Source organism: Micromonospora sp. NPDC049257, from assembly GCF_040678915.1.
Lineage (GTDB): Bacteria > Actinomycetota > Actinomycetes > Mycobacteriales > Micromonosporaceae > Micromonospora > Micromonospora antibiotica.
Genome location: NZ_JBFAQU010000020.1, coordinates 23,314 through 48,862, shown reverse-complemented (window position 1 = coordinate 48,862; position 25,549 = coordinate 23,314). Strand labels below are relative to the sequence as shown.

The window sequence follows — 25,549 nt, the reverse complement described above, 5'->3', positions numbered from 1 at the left end:
AGCGCTACCCGGTCATCGCCTATAGTGGCGTCCATGGCTAGTCCAGCGGTGATGTCGGTCGATGAAGCGCGGGCCTGGCTCGCCGAGGTCATCTCCGGGGCCGAGCGCCTGCACCTGGAGTCGGTCGACGACGGGCGGGTCGTCTCGGTGACCGGCCCCGACTGCCTCGAACTCCGCCTCGACGGCACCATCTCCGGGCCGGCCACGTTCTGGGCGATGGACCTGACCGGCTTCGTCGCGGTCACCGTGCTGATCGGCCCGACACCCGCGATGGTCCTGGCGCACAGCAGCATCAGCTTCCTCGAACCCGCCGAGCCCGGCCAGCTGCGGGTCACCGCCGAGGTGATCAAACTGGCCAGCCGGTCGGCGGTGGTCGACGCCCGCGCCAACGACCGCCGGGGCGTCCTGGTCGCCGCCTCCACCCTGCACTTCGCCCTGCCGTCCCGGGCCACCCGGGCGGCCCTGCGCGCCGAGCACGCCGTCCGGGCCGGCGGCTGACCCGTCCGCCCCTGCCCCGGCCGGGACACCGGCGCGTGCACCGTCCGGCCGGGCCGCCGGTCGATCCAGCCCACGGCGGGGGCACCGGTGCGCCCACACGTCGACAGCGCACGGCCGGGTCACCGGGTGACTCAGTCCGGGCGGTCCACGACGTGGGTGCGCCGCTGCCAGGGGTAGGTCGGCAGCGCGGTCACCGCCCGGCCCTTCGGCATCGGCACCGGATCGTCCGCGCCGAGCACCCGCACATCCGGATGGGCGGTGCCGGCCGCCACCGCCGTCAGCGCCGCCACCGCCTCCACCGGCCCGGACGCCCGCACCCACACGGCGTGCGCCAGCCGGGTCCGCCCCCCGGCGGCGGTGCCGGCGAACGCCGGATAGTCCACCGCCGGCAGTGCGGCCAACCGGTCGGCGTAGCGGCGGGCCAACTCACTCAGCGCCGGCCCGGTGGCCGCCGACACCGGGAACCCGTCCACCGACGACGGCGCGGTCGACGGCACCGGCGGGGCCGGCGACAGCACCGCGAAGGCGTTCGTGCCGCTCATCCCGTACGAGCTGGTCGACGCGCAGGCCCCGAACCCGTCGTCCCAGGCGACCGGGGCGACCGGGATCTCGATGCCGGTGCCGGTGAGGTCGATGCGGGGGTTGAGGGTGCGGAAGTTCGCCTGCGGGGCGATCGTCCGACGCCGCAGGCAGAGCACCGCCTTCACCAGCCCGAGCACCCCGGCGGCGGACTCGGTGTGCCCGATGTTGCCCTTCACCGAACCCACGTACAGCGGCGGGCCGTCGGCACGACCGAGCGCCGCCATGATCGCCGACATCTCCGCCGGGTCACCCAGCGGGGTCCCGGTGCCGTGCGCCTCGTGGTAACCGACCTCCGACGGGGTGATCCCGGCGGCGGCCAGCACCGTGTCGATCAGCCCCGACTGGGCGGACACGTTCGGCGTGGTGAACGTCGCCGTCCGGCCGTCGTGGTTGATGCCGGTGCCGCGCAGCACCGCGAGCACCCGGTCGCCGTCGCGCTGCGCGTCGGCCAGCCGCTTCAACACCAGCATCGCGCAGCCCTCGCCCCGGACGAACCCGTTGGCGTCGGCGTCGAACGGGCGCGACCGGCCGTCCGGCGACAACGCGCCGGTCTGCGCCACCGACCGGGTGGTGCTCGGCGCGAGGATCAGGTTGACCCCGCCCGCGACCGCCGCGTCACAGTCACCCGCCGCCAGCGCCCGCGCCGCCGTGTGCACCGCCACCAGCGACGACGAACAGGCCGTGTCCAGCGCGAACACCGGCCCCCGCAACCCCAGGGTGTACGCGACCCGCCCGGCGGTGAAGCTGTGCCCGTTGCCGATCGTCCAGTACGAGTTGGGGTCCCCGGTCAGCCACTGCCGGTAGTCCCGGCCGGTCACCCCGACGAAGACCCCGGTGCCCCCGGCGACGGTGGCGACCGGGATCGCGGCGTCCTCGAACGCCTCCCACACCACCTCGAGCAGCAGCCGGTGCTGCGGGTCGAGGACCCGGGCCTCCCGGGGCGAGATGCCGAAGAACTTCGCGTCGAAGTCGAACACGGCGTCGCAGTAGCCGCCCCGGGTGACCATCCCGTCCCACTGCGTGCCGAACCCGGCCCGGCGGTCGTCGGGCAGCTCGCCGGTGAGGTCCCGGCCGGCCAGGATCGCCGACCAGTACGCGTCGAGGCTCGACACCCCGCCGGGCGCGCGGACCGCCATCCCGACGACCGCGATCGGGGTGGGCACTACAGCACCCGACGCATCCAGCCGTGGGTGTCGGCAGCCCGGCCGGACTGGATGTCGAGCAGCCGCTCCCGGAACTGCTGGGTGTACTTGCCCGGTGCCCCGTCGCCGATGGTGAGGGCGAAGTCGTCGCTCTTGAGCCCGATGATCGGGGTGATCACCGCTGCCGTACCGGCGGCGAACGCCTCCGTCATCGACCCGTCGGCGAACCCGGCCCGCATCTCGTCCAGGTCGATGGTGCGCTGCACCGGCTCCAACCCGTGCTCGGCGGCGAGGGTCAGCACGCTGTCGCGGGTCACCCCGTCGAGGATGGTGCCCAGCCCGGGGGTGAGCAGCTGGTGGTCGCGGGTGACGAAGAAGACGTTCATGGTGCCCGACTCGTCGATGCTGCGCCGCCCCTCACCACCCAGGTAGAGCACCTGCTCGCAGCCGTGACCGAGGGCCTCCCGCTGCGGGGCGAGGCTGGCCGCGTAGTTGCCGCCGCACTTCGCCGCGCCGGTGCCACCGATCGACGCCCGGCTGTAGGTGGTGCTGACCCAGAGCGTGACGCCGGTGACCCCGTTGGGGAAGTACGACCCGGCCGGGCAGGCCAGCACGCAGTAGGTGACCTGCTGGGCGGGACGCACCCCGAGGAACGCCTCCGAGGCGAACATGAACGGACGCAGGTAGAGGCTCTGCTCACCGCCGTACGGCGGGACCCACGCCTCGTCGGCGCGGACCAGCGCGGCCACGCTCTCGACGAAGGTCTCCTCGTCCAGCTCCGGCAGGACCATCCGGCGGGCGGACGCGGCGAACCGGCGGGCGTTGAGCTCCGGGCGGAACAGCCAGACGCTGCCGTCGGCGTGCCGGAACGCCTTGAGCCCTTCGAGGATCTCCTGCGCGTAGTGCAGGACCGCCGCGCCGGGATGCATGGTGAACGGCTCCAGCGCACCCACCCGGTGGTCGTGCCAGCCGGCGTCCGGCGACCACACGGCGGTCGCCATGTGGTCGGTGAAGTACCGGCCGAACCCCGGGTCGGCGAGGATCTCCTCCCGGGTCTGCGGCGGAGTGGGGTGGTCGGTGGGGACCAACGGGAACTGCGCGGTCATCCGGGCTCTCCTCGCGACGGGGTTTCGGTGAACACGACGACGCAGTTCTGCCCACCGAAGCCGAACGCGTTGGTGAGGGCCGCCCGCACCGGCGTCTCCCGGGCCTGGTGGGGCACGTAGTCCAGGTCGCAGGCCGGATCGGGCTGGTGCAGGTTGACCGTCGGCGGGACGATGCCCTCGCGGATCGCCAGCGCACACACCATCGCGCCGAGGGCACCCGCCGCGCCGATCAGGTGACCGAGCATCGACTTCGGGGCGCTGACCGCGACCCGGTCGGCCGCCGCGCCGAGGGCCGCCCGGATCGCCACCGTCTCGGTCAGGTCGTTGGCCTTCGTCGAGGTGCCGTGGGCGCAGACGTAGTCGACCTGGTCGGGGCGCACCCCGGACCGGTCGAGCGCCTGCCGGATCGCCTCGGCGGCGTACACCCCGCCGGGGCGGGGAGCGCTGACGTGGAACGCGTCGCTGGTCAGCGCTCCACCGGCGACCGTCGCATACGGGGTGGCACCCCGGCGGCGGGCGTGCGCGGCGGACTCCAGCACCAGGATCACCGCGCCCTCACCGAAGACGAAGCCGTCCCGGTCGGCGGAGAAGGGCCGGCTCGCGCCGGTCGGGTCATCGTTGCGCTGGGACATCGCCCCCATGCTGACCAGACCGGCGAACATGGCCGGGGTGATCGCCGCGTCGGTGCCACCGCAGATGACCACGTCGGCCTCCCCGGCCAGGATCAGCCGGCGGGCGTCGAGCAGCGCGTACGCGCCACTGGCACAGGCCAGCGCGCTGGCGTTGACCGGCCCGTGCGCGCCCACCTCGATGGCCACCTCACAGGCCGGCATGTTGGTCAACGAGGACGGCACGAAGTGCGACAGGGGCGCGGTCGGATCGGGGGCGAGCAGCCCGCGTACCGTCGCCTCGACGGTGTCGAAGCCGGCGACGGCGGCGTTGACGACCACACCGACCCGGGCGGCGTTGTCGGCGTCGACGGTGAGCCCGGCGTCAGCGACCGCCTCGCGGGTGGCGACCACCGCGAACTGGCTGAACCGGGCCATCCGTCGCAGCTGTTTGCCGGAGAAGTGCTCGGCCGGCTCGAAGCCGCGCACCTCGGCGGCGATCCGGGTGGGCAACGCGGCGGCGTCGAACGCGGTGACCGGGCCGACGCCGGACTTGCCGGCCAACAGGCCCTGCCAGGTGCTGTCCCGGTCGAGACCCAGTGGCGTGACGGCACCGATGCCGGTGATCACGACGTCGTCGGTCACCATCTCGCCGTCGCCCCCCAGCATCCCGCTCCGGCTCCGCTCTCCCGCCACCGAACGACCGATAGAACACTATCAGTCACCATCGACGTCCGGCAGCCGTCCACCGCACCGCCCGGCGCACCCGGACGGCCACCCCGGTCGGGCCGACCCCCGGGCCGCCACGCCCTACCCATCACGCCCCGAGCCCCGGGCGAGCACGGGCAGGGCACGCCACGCGTCGGGCCCCGCACCGGGGGGCGGCGTCGACCCGCAGATCACGTACCCGGTCGGCGCGACGAGCCCCGGGCGGCCCGCCAGCGCGTCGAGGACGCGCCGGTGCAGTTCCGCGGGCGAACCCGGACCGGACACGTAGGCGGTGATTGCGCCGTCGGCCGCCGGTTCGGCGAAGGCCGTCGTCCCGGCCACCTCGCCGACCAGCTCCGCCACCGCCTGCGGGCGGACCCAGCCGGCCGGGGTGGACACCCAGTCGGGACCCCGCCGGGCCGGGGTCAGGCCGATCCGGTCGGCGATCTCGGCGACCCGGACCACACCGGTGACCGCCGCGCAGAGCAGGGTCTCGATGCCCCGGATGACGGTCTCGCCGAGCCCTCCGGGGAAGAAGGCCGTGTCGACCAGCAGCCCGAGCCGGCACCGGCCGTCCCCCTGGTTGCTGGCCGCGACATAGAACCGCATGTCGCTCTTGGACAGCGGCTCCAGCCGCGAGTAACGGGAGTCCCGGCGCAGCTCGGCGAGGCGGTCCGGCCCCGGGTCCGGGTCGACCGTCGCCCAGTCGCTGCCCCGGTGCCCGTTGTTGAAATAGGCCGACAGGTCGAACGTCAGGCCACGCCGCCGGCCCACCTCGTCGACCACCGTCCGCACCCCCGCCGGGTCGCACGGGGCCCGCCGGTACGCCTCGAACGCCGGCCGGTGCAGTTGCCGGATCGCGGTGAGCAGGTCGACGTCCCCGTCGACCGGGTGCACCAGCAGGGCGTCCAACGTGTTCAGGGCGATCAGGTCGCGGCTGTCGCGGTCCAGGCGGTTGCCGGCGATCAACTTGAACACGGCGGTGCGGTGCCCGTTGTAGGCGGTCAGGACCAGCGTGGTCAGGCACAGCAGCACGGTCGAGAACGAGGTACGGGTCCGGGCGGCCAACGCCGTCGCCGCCGCGGTGACCGCGGTGGAATCCAGCAGGTGCCGTTCGATGGGCTGGTCGCCGGTCGCCGCGCGGGGCAGGTCGAACATCGAGGCCGGTGCGGTCGACAGGCCCTGCTCCCAGTGTCGCAGCCCCAGCCGGCTCTGCTGCCGGCCGGCCGCCGACTGCTGGTGGGCGGCCTGCGCCAGCGGCTGCGCCCCGCTGCCGGTCGCCGGTGCCGGCGGTGCTGGCGGGTCGGCGAGTCGGGCGAGCAGCAGCGCGGTGAGGGTGTTGAAGGCCCAGCCGTCGAACGCCAGGTGGGAGCCGACGAGCGCGACCGCGCTGATCCGGTCGGTCCGGTCCCGGGCACAGCCGACCCGCAGCGGCCATTCGGCCTCGTGGTCGAACGCCGTCGCGGTCAGGTCGGCGACGAGTTCGTCGCCGACCCGGGCCGGGTCACCGTGGTCGTCGACCACCACGACGTCGTACGCCCCGGCCGCGGCGACCTGCTGCTGCGGCTGGTCACCCCGCTCGACGTACCGGGTGCGCAGGGTCTGGTGCGCCTCGACCAGGGCCCGCAGGGTGGCGTGCAGCCGGGCCGGCGCGACCGGCGCGGGCAGCACCAGGGACCGGCCGATGTTGAACTGGTTCGCCTCCTTGCCGAACCACTGCATCGGCCCCCACATCACGCTCTGCGCCCAGGTCAGCGGCGCGGTCGCGTTCTCGCCCGTGGCGAACGGCACGCTGATCGTGGCGACGCCGGTGGTCGTGTCACGCACCCGGTCCCCCTGCGCACGGTCGTCGGTGCCCACTACGCCCGCCCCACCGACGCGTACGGACCGGACGAGCGCGGGGTCAACCGCAGCGGCAGGTGGTCGAGCCCCCGGAACGCCGGACTCTTGACCTTGACCAGCTCACCGATGAGTGCGATGTCGTCGGTGCGTTCGATGAGCATCCGCAGGAACGTGGTGGCCTGCAGGCGGGCGAGATGCGCGCCGACGCAGGTGTGGATGCCCGCACCGAAACCGAGGTGACCGTCGGTCACCCGGTCGATCCGGTAGTCGTCGGGGTCGGGGAACTTGCGCGGGTCCCGGTTGCCGGCGGCGAACGACAGCTCCACCCGGGCCCCCTGCGGGATGGTGGTGTTGCCGACCACCACGTCGGTGGTGGCGGTGCGGAAGACGTTCTGCACCGGTGGGTAGAACCGGGCGGTCTCCTCGATCGTCGGCCCGATCAGCTCCGGCCGCTCGCGCACCAGCCGGAACTGGTCGGGGTGGTTGAGCAGCGCGTCGAGCATGTTGCCCAGGAAGTGGGTCATCGTCTCCTGCCCGCCCACCAGCAGGGTGAGGCACAGCCAGAGGATCTCGTTCTCGGTCACCCCGCCGGAGGCCGCGGCGGCGAACAGCTTCGACACCACGTCGTCGCGGGCCGGCTCGTCGCGCCGCCGGGTGAGCAGGTTGCCCAGGTACCCGGAGAGGCCGGCGACCGACGACAGGGCGGCCTTGGCCGCCTGCAACCGCAACGCGTTCTCGGTCGGGTCGTCGGGTGCGTCCTCGCCGACCTTGGCGTTGGCGATGAAGCTCTCCAATACGCCGGCGGTGAGCTTGAGCTTGGCGAGGTTGTCGTCGGGCACCCCGACGATGGTGGTGATGACCTTCACCGGTTGCAGGATGATCGCCTGCTGGACGAGGTCGATGTCGCCGGTGGCCACGGCCTCGTCGAGCAGCTCGCCGCAGACCTGCTCGATGAACGGCCGCCAGAACTGCACCCCGCGCGGGGAGAAGTCGTGCCGGATCAGGGCCCGCAGCCGGGTGTGGTCCGGCTGGTCGAGCCCGAAGAGCACCGGCAACGTCGAACGGTGGTAGGCGATCCCGTCGGCCGAGGACAGTGCGGCGTGGTTCTTCGCCGCCAACCGGACGTGCTCGTAACGGATCACCAACCACATGTCGCGCTGTGCCAGGTAGAGCGGCTCCTCGGCGCGCAGCAGCTCGGCGTACGCGGGGTACGGGTCGTCCATGGACTCGGGCGAGAAGGGGTCGAACTCGTCGGTACGCGTCGCGCTGGTCACTGCCTTGTCCTCCGGAATCGATGGGGGCCGGTCACCGGTACGCCCTGGCCTGGAGTTCGAACATCTCGGCGTAGTGGCCGCCGGCGGCGAGCAGGTCGGCGTGGCTGCCGACCTCGGCGACGCCACCGTCGGCGAGCACCACGATCACGTCGGCCAGTTGCACGGTGGAGAACCGGTGGGACACGAACACGCTGACCGCGCCGGTGCGGCCGGCCACCTCCCGCGCCTGGTCGCGGTAGCGGGCGAACAACGCGTGCTCGGCCTCCGCGTCGAGCGCGGCGGTCGGCTCGTCCAGCACCACCAGCAGTGGGTCGTCGCGCATGAACGCCCGGCCGAGGGCGAGTTTCTGCCACTGCCCGCCGGACAGCTCGGCGCCGTCGGTGTGGCTACGGCCGAGCGGGGTGTCCAGGCCGGCGTCGAGCTGCCCGATCAGATCCTCGGCGCCGGCCCGGCCCAGCGCCGCCCGTACCGCCGGGTCGTCGTCGCGGCGCGGCAGGTCACCGACGCCGACGGTGTGCCGGGCCGGCAGCTCGAACCGGACGAAGTCCTGGAAACCGGCGGCGATCCGCTCACGCCAGCGCGGCACCGACAGCTCCCCCAGCTCGACACCGTCGACGAGAATCCGGCCGGACGTCGGTGACAGCAGGCCGCAGAGCAGTTTGACCACTGTGGTCTTGCCGGCGCCGTTCTCGCCGACGACGGCGACGGTGGCGCCCGCCGGCAGGTGCAGGTCGATGCCCGTGACCACCGGCTGCGACCCACCGGGGTAGCGCAGCGTCACCCCGGCCAGCCGGATGCCCTCCCGCAGCCGGGCCGGCGGCAGACCCGCACCCCCGGGGTCCCGGGCGGTGTCGCCGCCGGACGTCGGGTCGCCGCCCACCGACCACGCGTCGACCGACCCGGGGTGGTCGACCGGAGACGGTTCGTCGACCGGGGTGGGCAGGTCGACCGACGCGGGGTGGTCGACCGACGCGGGATGACCGGGCGCGGCGGCATGACCGGGCGGCGCGGGGCGGTCGGCGGTACGCACCAGGTCGTGCACCTCGTCGAGCCGACGGTAGACGCTGCGCAGCCGCTGGAGGTCCTGCAACACCCCGACCGCCGCCGCGACCTGCTGATTGACCTGCGCCGCGATGGTGACGACCAGGATGACGTCACCCACCCCGCGCCGGCCGGCGACGGCGTCGCGCAGGATCACCAGGACCGCCCCGATGTAACCGGCCGTGAACGCCAACTGCCCGGTCATCCGCACCAGGCTCGCCACCAGCTGGGCCCGCCACAACCGTCGGGTGGCGTCCTGCCAGTGCCCGCGGTGCCGCCGCCGCACCTCGCCGGTCAGGCCGAAGATCCGCAACTCCTTGCCGGCGGCGGCATCGGTGCTGAGCCGGAACAGCCCGAGGGCGCGGCGGGTGGATTCGGCACCCCCCTCCCGGGCCCGGTTCACCATCCGCTCGGCCCGCCGCCCGGCCAGCAGCGGCGGCACGGCGGCCAACGGCAGCAGCAACAGCAACGGATGCAGTACGGCCAGCACCACCGTCGTCAGCGTCATCGCCACGGCCAGCCCGACACCGGTGAGTACGGCCTGGAGACCGACCCGGAGCTGTTGGACGTCCTGCTCCAACACGGTGATCTTGTCGGCGAAGTCGGGCCGCTCGACGTGCGCCATCCCGGACGACCCGTTGGTGACGTCCATCAGCTGCTGGTGCACGTGCAGGACGTCGAGTTCGGCGAGTTCGAAGTAGGCGATGTGGGCGAAGTGGCCGAGGGTCAGGCCGGCGATCAGCAGGACCGCCACGCCGACGCCGGCGACGCTCGCGGTGACCGGCCGGCCGGCGGTGACCGCATCGAAGAGCACCCGCAGCAACACCGCCACCAGGGGCCACGCCACCGCCCCGGCGACGACCAGGGCCAGCGCGGTGAGCGCCTTACGCCGGTCCTGGTGCAGCGACGTCCGCCACAGCGACCACCCGGCGGAGAGCAGCCCGCGGCTCATCGGCTGCTCCCCGGCGACCCGACGTCCGCCGCCGCGCCACCGGCATCCAACGGGTCACCGTCGAGATCGCCGTCCACCGCGCCGCCGTCCACCGGGCCGGCCGTTGGCGGGCCGGCCGTTGGCGGGCCGGCGTCGGTGACGTCGGACGTCACGGGGTCGGGGTGGGCGGCGAAGCGCTGCGCCTGGAGGCTGAACAGCCGGGCGTACCGGCCGTCCCGGCTGAGCAGTTCCTCGTGCGAACCCTGCTCCACCACCCGCCCCTGCTCCAGCACGACGATGTGGTCCGCCCGGCGTACGGTGGCGAACCGGTGCGAGATCAGCACCGTGGTGACCCCCGTGGTGGCGGCGATGATCTCGTCGAAGAACCGTGCCTCGGCCCGGACGTCCAGGCTCGCCGTCGGCTCGTCGAGGACCAGCACCGACGCGCCGTGCCGGACGGCGAACAACGCCCGCGCGATGGCCACCCGCTGCCACTGACCGCCGGACAGGTCCACCCCGTCGCGGAGCTGACCGGTCAGCGGGGTGTCCAGCCCCAGCGGCAACGCGTCGAGGGTGTCGAGGATGCCGGCGGCGTCGGCGGCGGCACGGATGCCCTCCCGGTCGTCGGCGTGGGCGATCGCACCCAACGCGATGTTGTCGGCGGCGCTGGTCTCGTAGCGCAGAAAGTCCTGGAAGATGACCGCCAGGTGGCGTCGCCAGTGTGCCGGCGGGAGGTCGTCGACCGGTGTCGCGCCGACGGTGATCCGGCCCGCGTCGGGCAGCGCCAGCCGGGACAGCAGCTTGACCAGGGTGGTCTTGCCGGCACCGTTGAGCCCGACGATCGCGGTGCACGCCCCGGCCGGCAGGGTGAGGTCCAGGTCGGTGAAGACCGGTGTGGTGCGGTGCGGGTAACGGAACGACACCGCCTCGAAGCGGATGTCCACCGGGCCCGCCGGCCGGTCGCCGGCCCGACCCGACGCAGGCTCGACGGCGGGGCCGGCGGCCACGTCCCCGGTGGCCGTCCGGTCGCGCATCCCGGCCCGGAACTCGCCCACCGCCCGGTAGGCGTTCATGCCGAACTGGGTCTGCACGTCGGCCTCGGGATAGAACTCCCCGAGCTGGACCGCCGCCAGCACGGCCTGGATCACCAGCGCCAGCCGGGTCAGCCCGAGCTGCCCGTCGCCACCGGCCAGGCCCAGCGCGGCGAGCACGGCGACGAGCACCGTCAGGCCGACCGCCGTGTAGAGGAAGTAGGGCTTGAGGTAGACCCGTCGCCGCTGCGCCCACACCGGACGCATCCAGTCCAGGTACGCCTCCCGGTACTGCTCACGCAACCATGGCAGCAGGCCGAAGATACGGATCTCCTTGGCCGCCGGCCGGCCCATCGCCACACCCCGGAAGTAGGTCAGCCGGCGGATCCGGGCCACCACCGACCCGTAGATCGCCGCGTACCGGCGCAGGCCACCGCGTTGCCCGTGCCGGAACGCCAGCACGGCCACCAGCAGGCCCAGCCCCGCCGACCAGGCGAAGGCCGCTCCGACGATCACCGCGTACCCGAGGAGTTGTCCGTAGCGGGCGAGCAGGGCCAGCATCCCGGCACCCGCCGCCCCCGGACTCTGGATGCCGTGCTCGACCTCACGGGACGCCTCGGTGAGCTGTTCGAGCAGCGCCTGGTCCTCCAGCGGGGTCGTGCTGACGCTGCTCAACGCCGCCGTCATCAGCTCGTCGGCCACCCACCCGTCGATCCGCCGCTGCACCAGCAGACCCGTGGCGACCTGCAGCTGGGCCAGCAACTGCTGGGCGCTGAGCGCGCCCGCCGCCACCACGAACGCGGTCACCAGGTGACCGAAGGCCGGCGCGTCGACGCCGTCGCGGACCGCCTGCGGCAGCCACCCGATCATCCGGCTCGTCGCGACGACGAACAGCACGGGCGCGGCGGCGAGCAGCAGGTTGACCACCACGGCGGCACACACCGCCGGGCCACCCGCCCGGGGCAGCAACCTGACGATGCGCCACCGGTCCTCGGCGGTCCGCCGCAGCACCCCGGCCACGGTGTCGGGGTGCGTCGCGTCGGCGGTCATGCCGGCTCCCCGACCCGCAGGGCCCGGCCGGTGCCACGGGCGGCCCGCTGGAACGCCAACGCCGCAGCGTGCCCCTCGGCGATCGCCCGGACCGCGTCCAAGCCGACGGTGTCGCGGGCTCCGCCCACCACCCGGTGCCAGACCCCGACCCGGCGTACCGTCCGCACCAGGGCGTCGGCGGGCAGCTGACCGGCGGCGACCACCACCGTGTCGGCGGGTACGGACCGGGCCGCGCCGGTGCCGTCGACCAGGTGCACGGCGTCGGGGTCGACACGCAGGCCCCGGACGCCCGTCACCACCGTCACCTGCCGGCGGCGCAACTCGGCGAGCACCGCCCACCGGGTGGAGCGTCCCATCCGGGGGGCGAGCCGGTCACCGCGCAGCAGGATGGTGACCTGCCGGGGCGGGCCGGCACCCGGCTCGCTGGCCAGGTGGGCCAGGTCCACGGCGATGCCACCGCCGCCGATCACGGCGACCCGCCGGCCGAGCGCGTCGTCGGTGAAGGCCGTGCCGTAGTCGCGCACGTGCGGCAGGGCCCCGCCGGGCAGGTCCGGCCGCCTCGGCACCACCCCGGTGGCGACGATCACCCCGTCGTAGCGGCGCAGCAGGTCCTCGTCGGCCCCGGCGACCGGCCAGCCGGTGTGCAGCACCACGCCCAGCCGGGTCAGCTCGGCGGTGAGGAACCGGATCGTCTCGGCGTAGTCGGCCTTGCCGGGCACCCGGCAGGCCAGCCGGAACTGCCCGCCGGGTTCGCGGTCCGCCTCGTAGACGGTGACCCGGTGCCCGGCCAGGGCCAGGTCGTGGGCGGCGCGCAGCCCGGCGGGACCCGCACCGACCACCGCCACCGCCCGGGACCCGGCCACCGCCCCGACCCGCACCACCGGCCCGGCGCGGGTCACCGGCTCGACGTGGATCGCCGGCTCGGGCGGCATCGGCTCGACGTGGATCGCCGGCTCGGCCGGCATCGGCAGGTCGGCCGAGCCGGTCGGGTCGGCCGGCATCGGCGGGTCGACCGAGGCCGGCAGTTCGGCCGAGGCCGTCGGGTCGGTCCCGGCCGGCGCGGCACCGGACCCGGGGTCGGCCTCCCGGCCGACGAGCGGGTTGACCATGCAGGACACCACCGCACCGACCAGCGAACGGTCTATGCAGGCCTGGTTGCAGGCCACACAGATGTTCACCGGGCGGCCCGCACGGCTGCGCTCGACCAGCGCCGGGTCCGCCAGGAACGGCCGGGCCATCGACACCAGGTCCAGCGTGGTGCCGGCCAGGATCGCCTCGGCCTGCGTCAGCCGGTTGATCCGGTTGCTGGCCAGTACGGGCAGCCCACCCACGGCGGCCTTGACCACCGACGCCACCGGCACCCAGTGCCCCGGCGGCACCACCGCCTGCACCGTCGGGACGGGTGACTCGTGCCAGCCGACGCCGACGTTCAACGCGTCGGCACCGGCGGCGGCGAGCGCCCGCGCGTACTGCGCCACCGTGTCCCGGTCCGTGCCGCCGGGCAGCAGGTCGTCGCCGGTCATCCGCATCACCACCGGGAAGTCGGCGCCCACCGCGGCGCGGACCGCCCGCACCACGGCCACCCCGAACCGCATCCGGCGCTGCGGATCGCCGCCCCACTCGTCGTCGCGCCGGTTGGTCAACGGGGAGAGGAACTGGTCGATCAGATAGCCCTCCGAGCCCATGATCTCCACGGCGCTGAAGCCGAGGTCCCGGGCATGGTGTGCGCCCCGGGCGAAGTCCTCGACGATCCGGGCGACCCCGGCGGCGGGCAGCGCGTCCGGGGTGAGCCGGGAGATCGGGCTGGGCACCGCCGACGGGGCGACCGGGCGGGGACCGTCGGCCGCCGGCCGGGCGTAGCGACCGGCGTGGAACAGCTGGAGGGCGAGCAGGCCACCGGCCGCGCCGACCTCACCGGCGACCCGACGCAGCCGGTCCCGGAAGGCGGCGTCGTCGAGCACCCCGAAGCCGGGCACGTCGGCACCGGCGGCGCTGACCGCAGCACCCCCGGTGACCATCAGCCCGGCACCCCCGGCGACCCGGGCCAGATAGAACGCCGCCAACGCCCGACCGTCGTCGTCCCGGTTCTCCCAACCCAGGTGCATCGCCCCCATCACGATCCGGTGCGGCAGCGCCAGCCGACCGATGCGGCCGGGACGCAATACCCGCTCCAGCCCGGTCGTCATGCCAGCGGACCGCTCAGGTCCCGGGTGAACGGCGGCGCGACGATCGACAGCCCGCCGTCCACCACCAGGGTCTGCCCGGTGACGTACTCGGCGGCCGGGGAGAGCAGGAAGGCGATCACGTCGGCGACCTCCTGGGCGGTGCCCATCCGCTGCTTGGGGATCAGCGGCAGCACCCCCGACAGCGGGGCCATGCCGGGCACGTCATAGAAGTAGCCCGACGACTCGGTCTCGATGATGCCGCCGTTGACCGCGTTGACGTTGATGCCCCGGCCGGCGAACTCCACGGCCATGTACCGCACCCACGCCTCGATCGCGGCCTTGGCCGCACCCAGGTTCGCGTACGTCGGGTAGGCGCGGATGCTGCCGTAGCTGGACAGCGCGACGATCCGGCCGCCGTCGGGCATCAGCCGCACCGCCTGCTGCGCGCCCAGCACGAACGAGCGCATGTTCATCGCGTACGACCGGTCCAGGTGGTGCGGCTTGAGGTCCATGATGTTCTTGAAGGAGCTGGCCGCCGCGTTGCACACGAAGTAGTCGAGGGTGCCGAACTCCCGCTCGACCACCGCGAAGAGCCGTTCGATCTCCTCGGGTTGCTCCACGTCGGCGGCGACCGCGACGGCCCGCCCCCCGAGCTGCTCGATCTCCTTGCGGACCTGCTCGGCGAGTTCGGCGTTCTTCTTGTAGTTGACCACCACCGAGGCGCCGCCCCGGGCCAGGGTGAGCGCCAGCGCCCGGCCGATGCCCCGGGAGCTGCCGGTGATCAGGGCGGTACGCCCCTGGTAGCCGGTCATCGTCCGGCCGCCAGGATCTCCCGGGCGATCACGGTCTTCTGGATCTCGTTGGTGCCCTCCTCGAAGCGCTGCGCGCGGGCGTCGCGGTAGACCCGTTCGATGGTGCTGCCCTCCCAGTAGCCGATGCCGCCGTGCGCCTGCAACGCCTTGTCGGTGACCCGGGTCAGCATGTCCACCGCGACCAGCTTGGCCATCGAGGACAGCGCCCCGGCGTCGCTCTGACCCGCTTCCCAGCGGCGGGCGGCGTGCAGGGTGAGCTGCCGGGCGGCCTCGATGTCGGCGGCGTTCTCGGCGAGCGCGAACGCGACCGCCTGCCGGGCCGCCAGCGGTTTGCCGAAGGTGACCCGGTTGCCGGCGTGCTCGACGGCCAGCTCCTGCGCCCGACGGGCCAGCCCCACGCAGGTCATCGCCACGCCGATCCGGCTCGGGGTGAGGAAGCCGCCGAGCGCGACGGCCAACCCGTCGCCCTCCTCGCCGAGCCGGTTGGCGACCGGCACGGGCGCCCGGTCGAAGGTCAGGTGCGCGTGGTCGGTGCCGCGTACGCCCATGGTGTCGGGCATCGGTTGGACCCGGACGCCCTCGACGTTCCGGTCCACCATCAGCGCCACCGTGCCGTCCTTGCCGGTGCTGCCCGCGCACCGGGCGAACAGCAGCCAGTAGTCGCAGCTCACCCCGAAGGTGATCAGGTGCTTCTCCCCGCTGAGCAGGTAGCTGTCGCCGTCGCGGGTCACGCTGGCGCGCAGGTCGGCCCCGGTGCCGGCGGTCGGTTCGGTGAGCGTGAACGCGACCCGCAGGTCCCCGGCGACCTGCGGCAGCACGAACTTCTTGCGTTGCTCGTCGGAGGCGAACTGGTCGATGGAGCGCCACACCCCGTTGGACACGTGCACGATCATCCGCAGCGAGGCGTGCGACATCGAGAACAGTTCGAGCAGGTGCAGGTACTGGGTGAAGGACAGGCCGGCCCCGCCGTAGTCGACCGGCGCGGCGAGGCGCAGGTAGCCCCGGTCGCGCAGGTCGGTCCAGAGCTGCGCGGGGACACTGCGGTCGCGTTCGATCACCGTCGCGTACGCCTCGCCGGGGCCCCGGACGAACGCCTCGACCTCACGGGCCAACGTCTCGAACGACGTGCCATCGGCCTGGGTCACTCTGCCTCCTCGCCGATCGTTGCGCTGATCTGGTCACGCAACACGAACTTCTGCACCTTGCCGACCACGTTGCGGGGCAGCGCGGTGACGGTCTCCAGCCGCTCGGGCCAGTACTGTTTGGCGACCTTGTGGGCGTCGAGGAACCGCTGCATCTCGGCGAAGCCGAATGCCCCGCGGGTCACCACGAACGCGCAGGCCCGCTCGCCGAGGCGCGGGTCGGGCATCGCCACGATCGCCACCTCGCGCACGGCGGGGTGGGTGTGCAGCAGTTGCTCCACCTCCGCCACCGGGATCTTCTCGCCCCCCCGGTTGACCACGTCGGTCACCCGACCGGTGATCCGCAGGTAGCCGGCGTCGTCGATGGTGGCCAGGTCGCCGCTGCGGTACCAGCCGTCCGGGGTGAGCGCCGCCGCGGTCAGGTCGGGGCGGTCGAGGTAGCCGGCGAACAGGCAGTCCCCGGCGACCTCGAAGTTGCCCTCCACGCCGGGGCCGAGCACGGTGCCGGCGTCGTCGGTCACCCTGATCCGGATCCCCTCCAGCGCCCGCCCGTCCGTGCCCCAGGCGTGTGCCGGCGCGTCGGTCGGCGCGCTGAGCGTGCCGAGGCACGATTCGGTGGAGCCCCAGGCCCCGCAGACCGCCGCGCCGAGGGTCCGGGTGGCGTGCTCGGCGAGGTTGCGGGGCACCGCCGCGCCGGTGGCGACGAAGACCCGCAGCACCGGTGGTGGCTGCCCGCCCGTCTCCACGGCCTCGACGAGGTCGGCGAGGAAGGGGGTGGCCGCCTGGACGAAGGTGGATCGGGTGTGGTGCAGCGTCTCCAGCGCGGTCCGGCCGTCCCAGATCGGTTGCAGCACCACGGGTGCGCCGATGGTGAACCCCAGCCACATGCCGTAGAGGAAGCCGGTCTGGTGGGCCAACGGCGACGGGATGAACAACCGGTCGGCGGCGGTCAGGCCGAGGTGCCGGGCCTGCATCGCGGCGGCCCGGGTCAGCGTGTCGACGCGGTGCAGCACGCCCTTCGGCTCCCCGGACGTGCCGGAGGTGAACATCAACTGGGCCAGCGCCGCCGGGTGGGGCCGGTGGGCGGCCGGTGCCGCGCCGTCGGGACGTTGCCGGGCCAGCGCCGGGCCGAACCACTGCCAGCGCAGGTCCGTGGTGTCCGCCGGCAGTCCGGCGGCGTCGGCCGGTGCGGCGGTGCCGGCCGGGATGACGGTGCCGTCGGCGGTGGTGTGGCCGTCCGGGGTGGTGTGGCCGGCGACGACGAGGACGTGTGCCACGCCCGGGGCGTCCGGGCCGGCCAGCATCGCCGCGGTCTCGGCGAGGTGCGCGCGACCCCGGAACCGGTCGGGGACCACCAGCACCCGGGCCCGGGAGCGGCGCAGCAGCCGGCCCATCTCGCGTTCCCGGAAGAACGGCATCAGCGGGCAGCAGACCGCGCCGATCCGGGTGGTGGCCAGCGTGAGCACCACGAACTCGGTCCAGTTCGGCAGCTGCCAGGCGACCACCTCGCCGGGGCCCACCCCCAGCTCCCGCAGCAACGACGCGGCCTGGTCGGCCCGGCGGTCCAACTCGCCCCAGCTCAGCGTGGTGCCGGGCCGCCCCGGCGAGGCCGCCTCGATCACGGCCTCGGCGTCGGGGCGCGCACCGGCGTGCCGACGGACCAGCTCGGCGACGGGTGTCTCGGCCAACCGCGCCGGTGACGGCAGCGCCACGGACCGCCCCCGTGCCGACACCCCGCCCGACGGCGTCGGCGTCACCACCGGCGGGGTCGGTGCCGGCAACCCGACCGACGACGTCGGCGTCGGTGCCGGCGTCACACCCGGTGGTGTCCCGGCCGGCGACACCGGGGACGGGCGGGCCGGCGGCGGGTTGTCGGGGCGTAACCGACCGGCCGGCTCGCCGGCGGCGGGTCGGGGCAGGCGGCGGGCGCGGGCCCGGTCGACCGACATGTTGAGGCCGACGGCGTTCATCTGTTCGAGGAACTGCGGGAAGGAGATCCGGTGGGCGTTCGGGTAGGTCAGCCGGGTCTCGCCGGTGGCCCGGGAAGCGGCCACCGCCAGCGCCATCAACACCCGGTGGTCGTTGAACGAGGACAGGTCGGCCTCCCGCAACTGGCCGACCCCCTCGCAGACGAGCCGGTCGCCGTCGAGCCGCAGCCGGCCGCCCATCCGGTTGAGTTGCAACATCGCCGTCACCCGGTCGGACTCCTTGAGCCGTACGTGGGCCACGTTGTCCAGCACGGTGGTGCCGTGCGCGTGGGAGCCGAGGACGCTGAGCACCGGCAGCATGTCGGGCACCGCACGGCAGTCCACCCGCACCGGGGCCAGCCGCAGCCCGTCGTGGCGCACCCTGATCCAGCCGGTCGCCGGGTCACGGGTCAACGGCACGCCCATGGTGGTGAGGCTGTCCAGCAGGTGCGCCTCCGGATGGTCCAGCTCCCCGGCGGGGACCGCCGGCAGGCCCCGGAACAGCACGTCGGACGGGTGCAGGGCGGTCGCGGCCAGGCCGAACGCGGCGGCGCCGACGTCCGGGGGCAGCCGTACCACCGCCGGGGTGGGCCGCTGGCCGGGCTCGACGTCGTACCGGCGGCCGTCGCCACTGACCTGCACGTGCAGGCCGAACTGGCGCATCATCGCGACCGTCAGGTCGACGTAGGACCGCTCGTTGAACTCACCGACCACCTCGATCGTGGTGGGCCCGGTGGCGAACGGGCTGACCAGCAGCAGGCTGGAGATCCACTGGGAGAGGGTGCCGGGGATCCGCACCCGGCCCCCGGTCGGCGGGCGGGCGGCGACCCGGATCGGCAGCAGCCCGCCGGTCGAGCTGATCTCCACGCCGATGCCGGCGAGGGCGTCGAGCAGCGGGCGGATCGGCCGCCGCCGGAAGTACTTCTGCCCGGTGATGCCGACCGGGGTGTCGGCCAGGGCGGCCAGCCCGGTGAGGAAGTAGAGCGTGGTGCCGGAGCTGCCGACCGAGATCTCCGGCCGCACCGGACGGTACCGGCCGCCGTGCACCACGAAGGCGTCGTCCTCGACGGTGACGGCCGTGCCGAGGTCACGCAGCGCCCGGATGGTGTGCTGCACGTGACCGGCGTGGCAGGCACCGTGGATGCGACTGGTCCCGTCGGCCAGCGACGCGAGCATCAGCGCCCGGTGCGCGTGGTACTTCGACGCCGGGACGTCGAACTCCCCCACGAGTGGCTCGGCCGTGCCTTTGATGACGAGACGCACAGTCCCTCCCCGCAGTGTGTGTCAGCCGGCGGTGTCTGGTGGCGACGGTGCCGCCGGAGCCGGGGCTGGCCCCGGGGCCGCAGCCGGTCCGGGGGCCGGGACGCCGCCGAAGACGGCGTGCATGCCGCCGTCGGCGTGCACCACCTGCCCGGTGGTGTACCGGGACAGGTCCGACAGCAGGAAAAGCACCGCCCCGACCACCCGGGCCGGGTCGGCGCGGTCCCAGCCCAGCGGCGCCCACCGCTCGTACTGGTCGGCCAGGGCGGAGAAGGTGCGCACCCCGCGCGCCGACACGGTCTCGACCGGCCCGGCGGCGACGAGGTTGACCCTGATCCCGGTCGGGCCGAGGTGCATCGCCAGGTAGCGGCAGACCGCCTCCAGCGCCGACTTGTAGACCCCCATCCACCCGTATCCGGGCAGCGCCCGGGTCGAGTCGACGGTCAGCCCGACCACCGCGCCGCCGCCGGGGGCCTGACTCAGCAGCGGCGACAGCGCGGTGGTGAGCTGCTGGAACGAGTACGCCGACGCGCGGAACCCGTCGAGCACCCCACCGGCTGCGGCGGTGACGAACCCGGCCCCCAACGCGTCGGGCGGGGCGGCGGCGATGCTGTGCAGCACCCCGTCGAGCTGCCCCCAGCGGCTGCCGATCGCCTCGGCCAGCTCGTCGACGCTCGCGTCGGACATCACGTCCAGTTCGAGCACCTCGGGGCGGGACGGCAGCAGCTCGGCCACCCGTCGGGTGATCCGGCCGACCCGCCCGTACGAGGTCAGGATGACCTCGCAGCCCTCCCGTTGCAGGGCCGCCGCCACGTGCCAGGCGATGGACTCGTTGTTGAGGACCCCGGTGACCAGGTAGGTGCGCTTGTCCAGGCTCAGCAACGAGCTCAACGCGACGCGCCCGCCACGATCCGCTCGACGAGTTGACCGACGGTGACGTCCGCGAGTTCGCTGCGCGGGATCTCCACCCCGTACTCCTTGACGACCATGGCCATCAGGTCGGCCACGTCGAGCGAGTCGATGTCGAGCGCGTCGAACTTGGCGTCGGCGCTGATCGCGTCCTCCTCGACGCCGAGGTCGATCAGTTCGGCGCGCAGGCGCTCCTCGACGGCGGGGGCGGTGATCTCGGTCGATGGGGAAGACATCCGGATGCTCCTTTTCTCGGTGCGGGTCGCCTAGGCTTTTCTCGGTGCGGGTCGCCTAGGCGGCGAGCGGGGCCTGGCGGGCGAGGTTGGTGTGGTGCCGTTGCGCCCAGTACCACTGCCGCCAGTAGCTCTCGGCCAGCTCCAGCCAGGTCTCCAGCCGGCCGGTGTCGTCGAGGAAGCGGTTCATGCTGACCAGCAGCCAGCTGTAGACGCCCTGGCTGTCCCGGCAGTCCGCGCAGTTGCCGGAGGTGCAGCAGAACTGGAGGGTCTGGTAGTCGGCGCCGTAGACGGCGAAGCCGTCCAGGACCGGGTTGCCGTTGCGGATCCGCTCGGCGTGGTCCGGGTGGTCCACGCTGATGCTGGGGCAGACGTCGTAGCCGAACTGGCCGTCCCAGTGGGTGCGACCGGTGATCAGCGCCTCGATGAAGTACGGGTGGCAGACCACCGTCTCGGGGTACGCCTGCTTGACCCGGAGCGCCTCGGCGAGGGTGCGCTGCTCGTTCTCGATGCGCAGGGCGTGGTCGCTGCCGTGGGCGGAGTAGAAGTTGAAGGTGACCTGGTTGCCGTTGTCCTGGATGGCCCGGACGGTCGGCTCGACGTACTGCAGACCCTCCTCCGACAGCGCGTACACGAAGATCACCCGGGGGTCGTTACGGTAGTGCCCGAGGGCGGTCTCGAACAGCCCGGAGAACGACGAGCCGTTGACCCGGTAGCCGCGCAGCGCGTCGTCGAGCGGGCCGCCACCGAACAGGCTGATGGCGACCGCGACCTGCTCGAAGCCGACCATGGGCAGCGGCCGGATGCCGTTGGTGGAGATGGTCACGTACGGCAGCCGCTCGACGAACGGCACCACCCGGGGCAGGACCAGGGTCGGCTCGCCGCCGATCAGGGTCGCCTGGGTGACGCCCTTGGCCACGAGCGAGTCCACGAACCGGGAGATCAGCTCCGGGTCGGAGGTCTCGGGGACGGCCGCGTCGAAGCCGCCCTCGAAGTACCAGCACCCCTTGCACCGGATGTTGCAGGTGGTGGTGAGGTGCACCTCGGTCGCGCTGACCCGGCGGCCCATGTCCCGCACGACCTGCAACCGCGCGGCCAGGTCGGGGCGGTCGGCCAGCAGGGACGCCAGACGGGTCTTGGCCTCCCGCCGGGACAGCGGACGGGGATTGATCGCGATGGGAGTGGGCATGACCGTCCTCTCAGGTGCCTGCGGACGGGACGACGAGCCCCAGTGCGTGGATCCGGGGAACGACGGTGTCCTCCCACTGCTGCAACGCCTCGCCGTTGGTGGTGCGGCGCAGGCCGTACCGGACCGCCCGCTTGGAGCGCTCGGATTCGGGCGTGCCGAACAGGTCGCGGAACACCGGCCAGAGCCGGTCCAGCGCGGCCTGCAACTGCTCGCGCCCCTCGTCGGTGGTGGCGAGGTTGCGGCAGACCCGGGCACCGTGCGCGATGTGGATCTTCTCGTCCAGGATGATCGTCCGGACCGCGTCCGCCCACGGTTTGTAGCTGCCCTGGGCGAACTCCTTGATCATGATCAGGGCGCTCTCCTCGCCGATGTAGGAGTAGATGCCCCGCTCGGCCCAGGTGGTGCACTGGTGCAGCCGCTTGTCGGCGAAGAGCCGACGCTCCTCGATGGTCTGGCTCTCCATGTGGGAGGTGTCGATGCCGATCTCGGCCAGCACCCGCTTGCCGATCTTGTAGTGGTCGTACTCCTCGGCGGCCCGCTCGGCGCAGACCTGACGCTCCTCGGCGTTGGGCGCCAGCGGCAGGAACATCATCGTGTAGTCGTCGCCACCGGAGAGCTCACCCTCCGTATTGATCATGATTTGACTGATCAGTGCCTTCTGGTAGGCCCGAGGCATCCGCTTCAGCTCTTCGGGGGTACGGACCACCACTTCTTCGTCGTCAAGGATCTCCACCGACATAACGCAGACCGCCTCCTGTCGCCATTCACACCCGCAAATTACGGAAAAGGGGACACCGGCGCTGCCGCGCCGCCACGACGGACCCGGGACGACTCCCGGTGACCCGATCCCCTGCGAAAATCCCCCCGTTCCTCCTCGCCCGCCACCGACGGTGACGTCAGGTCAGGTTCTCGATCGCCAGCCTGCGCACGTCCGACCGTTGGATCTTGCCGAGCGGAGTACGCGGAAAACTGTCGACCCCGATCTCCTTGAGCGGCACGAACCGGCGCGGCACCTTGAAGGCGCTGAGCTGTTTCAGCAACAGCCCACGCCATTCGTCGTCCCGGGCCTCCGCGCCGGGCAGCAGGGTGTACACCAGCACCAGCTCCACCCCCGTCACCGGGTGCGGCAGCGCGGCGACCACCGCATCTTCGATCCCGTCGAGCTGCGGCACGACGTTCTCGATCTCGGCGGGATAGACGTTCTCCCCGCTGACGATGACCATGCTGTCCATCCGGTCGACGATGGTCAGCTCACCGCGTTCGTCGAGGTGGCCGAGATCGCCGCTGCGGACCCAGCCGTCGACCAGCCGCCCGGCGGTGAGTTCCGGCGCCTGCTCGTACCGGGTGAAGATGCTCGGCCCGCGCATCAGCACCTCGCCGCTCTCCCCCGGCGGGACGTCCCGGCCGGCCTCGTCGACGACCCGCACCTGGGCGAACGGCACCGGCAGCCCGGCCGTACGGCGGTCGGCCGGCCGGCGGTCCCGGGGCTCCACCACCGTCAGGGAGGTCATCTCGGTCATGCCGTAGACCTGGAACACCGGGATGTCGAAGGTGGCCTCGAACCGGTGGATCAGCTCTGGGCTGAGCGCCGAGCCACCGGCGAGGACCCCCTTGAGCCGGCTGGCGGCCGGTCGTTGCGGTCGTTCGACCAGGTGCGCGAGGTAGGCGTTGACCACCAGGGTCCAGGTGGGCCGGAACCGGTCCACGTAGGTCCAGAACCGGGCCAGCGCCACCTCCGAGCGGACGCAGACCGAGCGCCCCCCGGACCACAACGGCGTCAGCGTGGGCAGGCCCTGCCCGCCGACGTGCAGCATGGGGATGACGTTGAGGAAGACGTCGTCGCGGCCCGCGTCGGCCCACTTCACCATCGCCAGCGAGTTGGCCAGCAGGGCGCGGTGCGACAGCACCACCCCCTTGGCCGCGCCGGTCGAACCGGAGGTGTAGACGATCTCGGCGTCCCCCGCCGCGCCGCCCGGAGGTGCGGGCAGGTCCCCCGGGCGCGCGACGCCCCGGTCGAGGACCTCGGTGAGGAACACCTCCGCGTCGTCGACAGGCAGCCAGCGCCGGCCGGGCGACGCCTTCGCGGCGGTCGCTGACGGACCGAGCACCAGCCTGACGTCGGCGTGGGCGAGCAGGGTGTCCAGCTCGGCCGGGCCGGACTTCGGGTTCAGCGGCACCAGCATCCGCCCGGCGGCGATGATCCCGAGGAAGAGCAGCGCGGCCAGCGAGGAGTTGTGCAGGACCACGGCCACCCGGCCGCCCGGTGGCACCCGGTGCTCGTCGAGCAGCGCCGCACAGCCCCGGGTGAAGGTCAGCACGTCGGTGAAGCTGACCACCCGCCCGCCGGGCTCCGCCGGGAGCAGGTACGGGTCGTCGCCGTAGGCCGCGGCGGCCTGGGAGACGAGGTCCAGCAGGTTCGCCGTGACGGTGAGATCCGGCTCGACCAGCGGACTAGGCATGCGACTCGTCGCGGACGGCGGACTCCTCGACGACGGCGCAGAGCCGGTTGACCGTGGGTGTGTCGAAGATGACGTCGACCACGTCCACCCCGTACGCCGCCTCGACCCGGGTCACGATCTCCACCGCGCCCACCGAGTCCATGCCGAGCTCGACGAGATCGTCGTCGGGGCCGACGGTGACTCGGTTGAGCACGTCGGCGCAGATCGAGGTCATGTTCTCGTGCAGATCGGTCGCGGTCACTGAAGCGGTCCCCCCATGTCAGATCACCACACGGGCCACGGCAACGTTGCGGCAGCGGTCCCTTCCCCCAACTCTCGGGACTCGTCGGGACCATACTCAGTCCCGTCGTGAACCGTCCAGGGCAACCGTCGGGGCAATCGTCGGCACCCGCCCCCTACATCGTCATGCGTCATTAGTCCGTGCCATATCCGGATAGGATCCGGGCATGGGGAAGGGGCGACCGAAGGCCAGGCTGGTGCTCACCGACGAGGAACGGGAACAACTGGCGAGGGGGGCCCGCGCGGCCCACTCGACGCAGGCGTTCGCCATTCGCTGCCGCATCGTTTTGGCATGCGCCGACGGGGCCACGAATATCGAGGTCGCGACCCGGTTGAACGTTTCACCCGCGACGGTCGGGAAATGGCGTTCCCGGTTCGCCGCCGCCCGGCTGTCGGGGCTCGCCGACGACCTGCGTACCGGCCGGCCCACCTCGGTGCGTCCCGAGCAGGTGGACCGGGTGGTGGCGGCCACCCTCGGCGGCACGCCCGCGCCGGCCCGGCGGTGGTCCCGGGCGTCGATGGCCGCCCACACCGGGCTGTCGGCGTCCACGGTCGGCCGGATCTGGCGACAGTTCGACCTGCGCCCGCACCTGCAGGACGGCCCGACCCTGGCGGCCGACCCGGGGTTCGTCGCCTCGGTGGTGGCCCTGGTCGGGCTCTACCGTCATCCGCCGGAGCAGGTTCTGGTGCTCTGCGCCACGCCCCGGGACGACCGCTCCCCGACCAGCGGCAGCCCGCCCCCGACCGGGTCCGATCCGTACCGGCCGGGGTCGCCCGCACCCGTCGGGGAGGACGGCCCGCAGCGGCGGCGACGCGCGGCCGCGTACCGGCGGTTCCTGGTGGCGGTGGACCGGGCGGTGCCCGCCGGGCTGCTGGTGCACGTGATCGCCGACGACCCGGCGTCACACGGGGCTGCGGCGGTCCGGGGTTGGCTGGCCCGGCACCCCCGCTTCCACCTGCACCTGACCCCGACCGGCGGGGCCTGGGCCGACCAGGTCCGACGCTGGTCGGCCCTGCTCGCCGCCCGACACCCGGACGACGCCGGCCCGGTCCGCCCCGACACGGTCGGGCCGGCCCCGGACGGGGCGGTCGGGACCACCGGCGTCGGGGAGGGGCCGACCCGCTGGATCAGCACCGCGGACGGGGTACGGCAGGCGCTCGCCCGACATCGTCAACGGACTTCGGACGCATCGACGTCCGCCGACCGACGGCATGCGCCGGGCCCGCCCGCTGCGGCTACCGGCATGTGAGATGTCGGAGTCGCATCGTGCTCCGGCTCGGACCAGGCGTCGGCCGGACCCGGCACCGCGTCGTACGCCCG

General features: G+C 73.3%; 19 protein-coding genes. 2 read left to right on the top strand and 17 right to left on the bottom strand.

Features of this window, described 5'->3' with window-relative positions; translation table 11 throughout:
• Positions 1–33 precede the first annotated feature (33 nt).
• A complete protein-coding gene (locus tag AB0K25_RS24200; protein ID WP_219462807.1) occupies positions 34–498 on the top strand; it encodes a PaaI family thioesterase in 465 nt (154 codons plus the stop codon).
• A 131-nt stretch (positions 499–629) separates the two neighbouring features.
• Here AB0K25_RS24200 and AB0K25_RS24195 read toward each other — a convergent pair whose 3' ends face one another.
• The 17 genes from AB0K25_RS24195 to AB0K25_RS24115 form a co-directional block, all read right to left on the bottom strand.
• Positions 630–2,243 (bottom strand): polyketide synthase, encoded by a 1,614-nt coding sequence (locus tag AB0K25_RS24195; protein WP_363822845.1) that lies wholly within the window; start codon positions 2,241–2,243, stop codon positions 630–632.
• Positions 2,243–3,328, bottom strand: a complete 1,086-nt coding sequence (locus tag AB0K25_RS24190) for a branched-chain amino acid aminotransferase (protein ID WP_208566712.1) — start codon at positions 3,326–3,328, stop codon at positions 2,243–2,245. Before AB0K25_RS24190 ends, AB0K25_RS24195 begins: the two co-directional genes overlap by 1 nt.
• A complete protein-coding gene (gene fabF / locus AB0K25_RS24185; protein ID WP_255597618.1) occupies positions 3,325–4,605 on the bottom strand; it encodes a beta-ketoacyl-ACP synthase II in 1,281 nt (426 codons plus the stop codon). The genes AB0K25_RS24190 and fabF overlap by 4 nt, the downstream gene beginning before the upstream one ends.
• Before the next feature lie 141 nt (positions 4,606–4,746).
• Positions 4,747–6,471, bottom strand: a complete 1,725-nt coding sequence (locus AB0K25_RS24180) for a condensation domain-containing protein (RefSeq protein ID WP_363822842.1) — start codon at positions 6,469–6,471, stop codon at positions 4,747–4,749.
• Positions 6,472–6,503: 32 nt separating this feature from the next.
• Entirely contained in the window at positions 6,504–7,760 is a 1,257-nt protein-coding gene (locus AB0K25_RS24175; RefSeq protein WP_219462811.1) for a cytochrome P450, read from the bottom strand.
• Between the two features lie 31 nt (positions 7,761–7,791).
• Entirely contained in the window at positions 7,792–9,753 is a 1,962-nt protein-coding gene (locus AB0K25_RS24170) for an ABC transporter ATP-binding protein (RefSeq protein WP_363822839.1), read from the bottom strand.
• Positions 9,750–11,813 carry an ABC transporter ATP-binding protein gene (locus tag AB0K25_RS24165; RefSeq protein WP_363822836.1) on the bottom strand — a complete coding sequence of 688 codons (2,064 nt, stop codon included), beginning with the start codon at positions 11,811–11,813 and terminating at the stop codon, positions 9,750–9,752. Before AB0K25_RS24165 ends, AB0K25_RS24170 begins: the two co-directional genes overlap by 4 nt.
• Complete coding sequence (locus AB0K25_RS24160) at positions 11,810–13,999, bottom strand: FAD-dependent oxidoreductase (protein ID WP_357534323.1); 2,190 nt, start codon at positions 13,997–13,999, stop codon at positions 11,810–11,812. Before AB0K25_RS24160 ends, AB0K25_RS24165 begins: the two co-directional genes overlap by 4 nt.
• Complete coding sequence (locus AB0K25_RS24155; RefSeq protein WP_208566717.1) at positions 13,996–14,790, bottom strand: SDR family oxidoreductase; 795 nt, start codon at positions 14,788–14,790, stop codon at positions 13,996–13,998. Before AB0K25_RS24155 ends, AB0K25_RS24160 begins: the two co-directional genes overlap by 4 nt.
• Complete coding sequence (locus tag AB0K25_RS24150; RefSeq protein ID WP_208566718.1) at positions 14,787–15,935, bottom strand: acyl-CoA dehydrogenase family protein; 1,149 nt, start codon at positions 15,933–15,935, stop codon at positions 14,787–14,789. Before AB0K25_RS24150 ends, AB0K25_RS24155 begins: the two co-directional genes overlap by 4 nt.
• On the bottom strand, positions 15,932–19,162 hold the full coding sequence (gene aroA, locus AB0K25_RS24145) for a 3-phosphoshikimate 1-carboxyvinyltransferase (protein ID WP_363822832.1): 3,231 nt from the start codon (positions 19,160–19,162) through the stop codon (positions 15,932–15,934). Before aroA ends, AB0K25_RS24150 begins: the two co-directional genes overlap by 4 nt.
• Before the next feature lie 21 nt (positions 19,163–19,183).
• A complete protein-coding gene (locus AB0K25_RS24140; RefSeq protein WP_357534318.1) occupies positions 19,184–20,050 on the bottom strand; it encodes an SDR family oxidoreductase in 867 nt (288 codons plus the stop codon).
• Positions 20,047–20,304: a phosphopantetheine-binding protein gene (locus AB0K25_RS24135; RefSeq protein WP_208566720.1), complete on the bottom strand. Its 258-nt coding sequence runs from the start codon at positions 20,302–20,304 to the stop codon at positions 20,047–20,049. The genes AB0K25_RS24140 and AB0K25_RS24135 overlap by 4 nt, the downstream gene beginning before the upstream one ends.
• A gap of 55 nt (positions 20,305–20,359) precedes the next feature.
• Positions 20,360–21,490, bottom strand: a complete 1,131-nt coding sequence (locus AB0K25_RS24130; RefSeq protein WP_219462819.1) for a 4Fe-4S cluster-binding domain-containing protein — start codon at positions 21,488–21,490, stop codon at positions 20,360–20,362.
• Positions 21,491–21,500: 10 nt separating this feature from the next.
• Entirely contained in the window at positions 21,501–22,223 is a 723-nt protein-coding gene (locus tag AB0K25_RS24125; protein WP_208566722.1) for a Phenylacetic acid catabolic protein, read from the bottom strand.
• Positions 22,224–22,386: 163 nt separating this feature from the next.
• Positions 22,387–23,949, bottom strand: a complete 1,563-nt coding sequence (locus AB0K25_RS24120) for a class I adenylate-forming enzyme family protein (RefSeq protein WP_357534315.1) — start codon at positions 23,947–23,949, stop codon at positions 22,387–22,389.
• Positions 23,942–24,190 (bottom strand): acyl carrier protein, encoded by a 249-nt coding sequence (locus AB0K25_RS24115; RefSeq protein WP_219462823.1) that lies wholly within the window; start codon positions 24,188–24,190, stop codon positions 23,942–23,944. Before AB0K25_RS24115 ends, AB0K25_RS24120 begins: the two co-directional genes overlap by 8 nt.
• Positions 24,191–24,395: 205 nt before the next feature.
• On the opposite strand from AB0K25_RS24115, the gene AB0K25_RS24110 reads away from it, so the two are divergent.
• Complete coding sequence (locus tag AB0K25_RS24110; protein ID WP_357534313.1) at positions 24,396–25,478, top strand: helix-turn-helix domain-containing protein; 1,083 nt, start codon at positions 24,396–24,398, stop codon at positions 25,476–25,478.
• Positions 25,479–25,549: the final 71 nt, after the last annotated feature.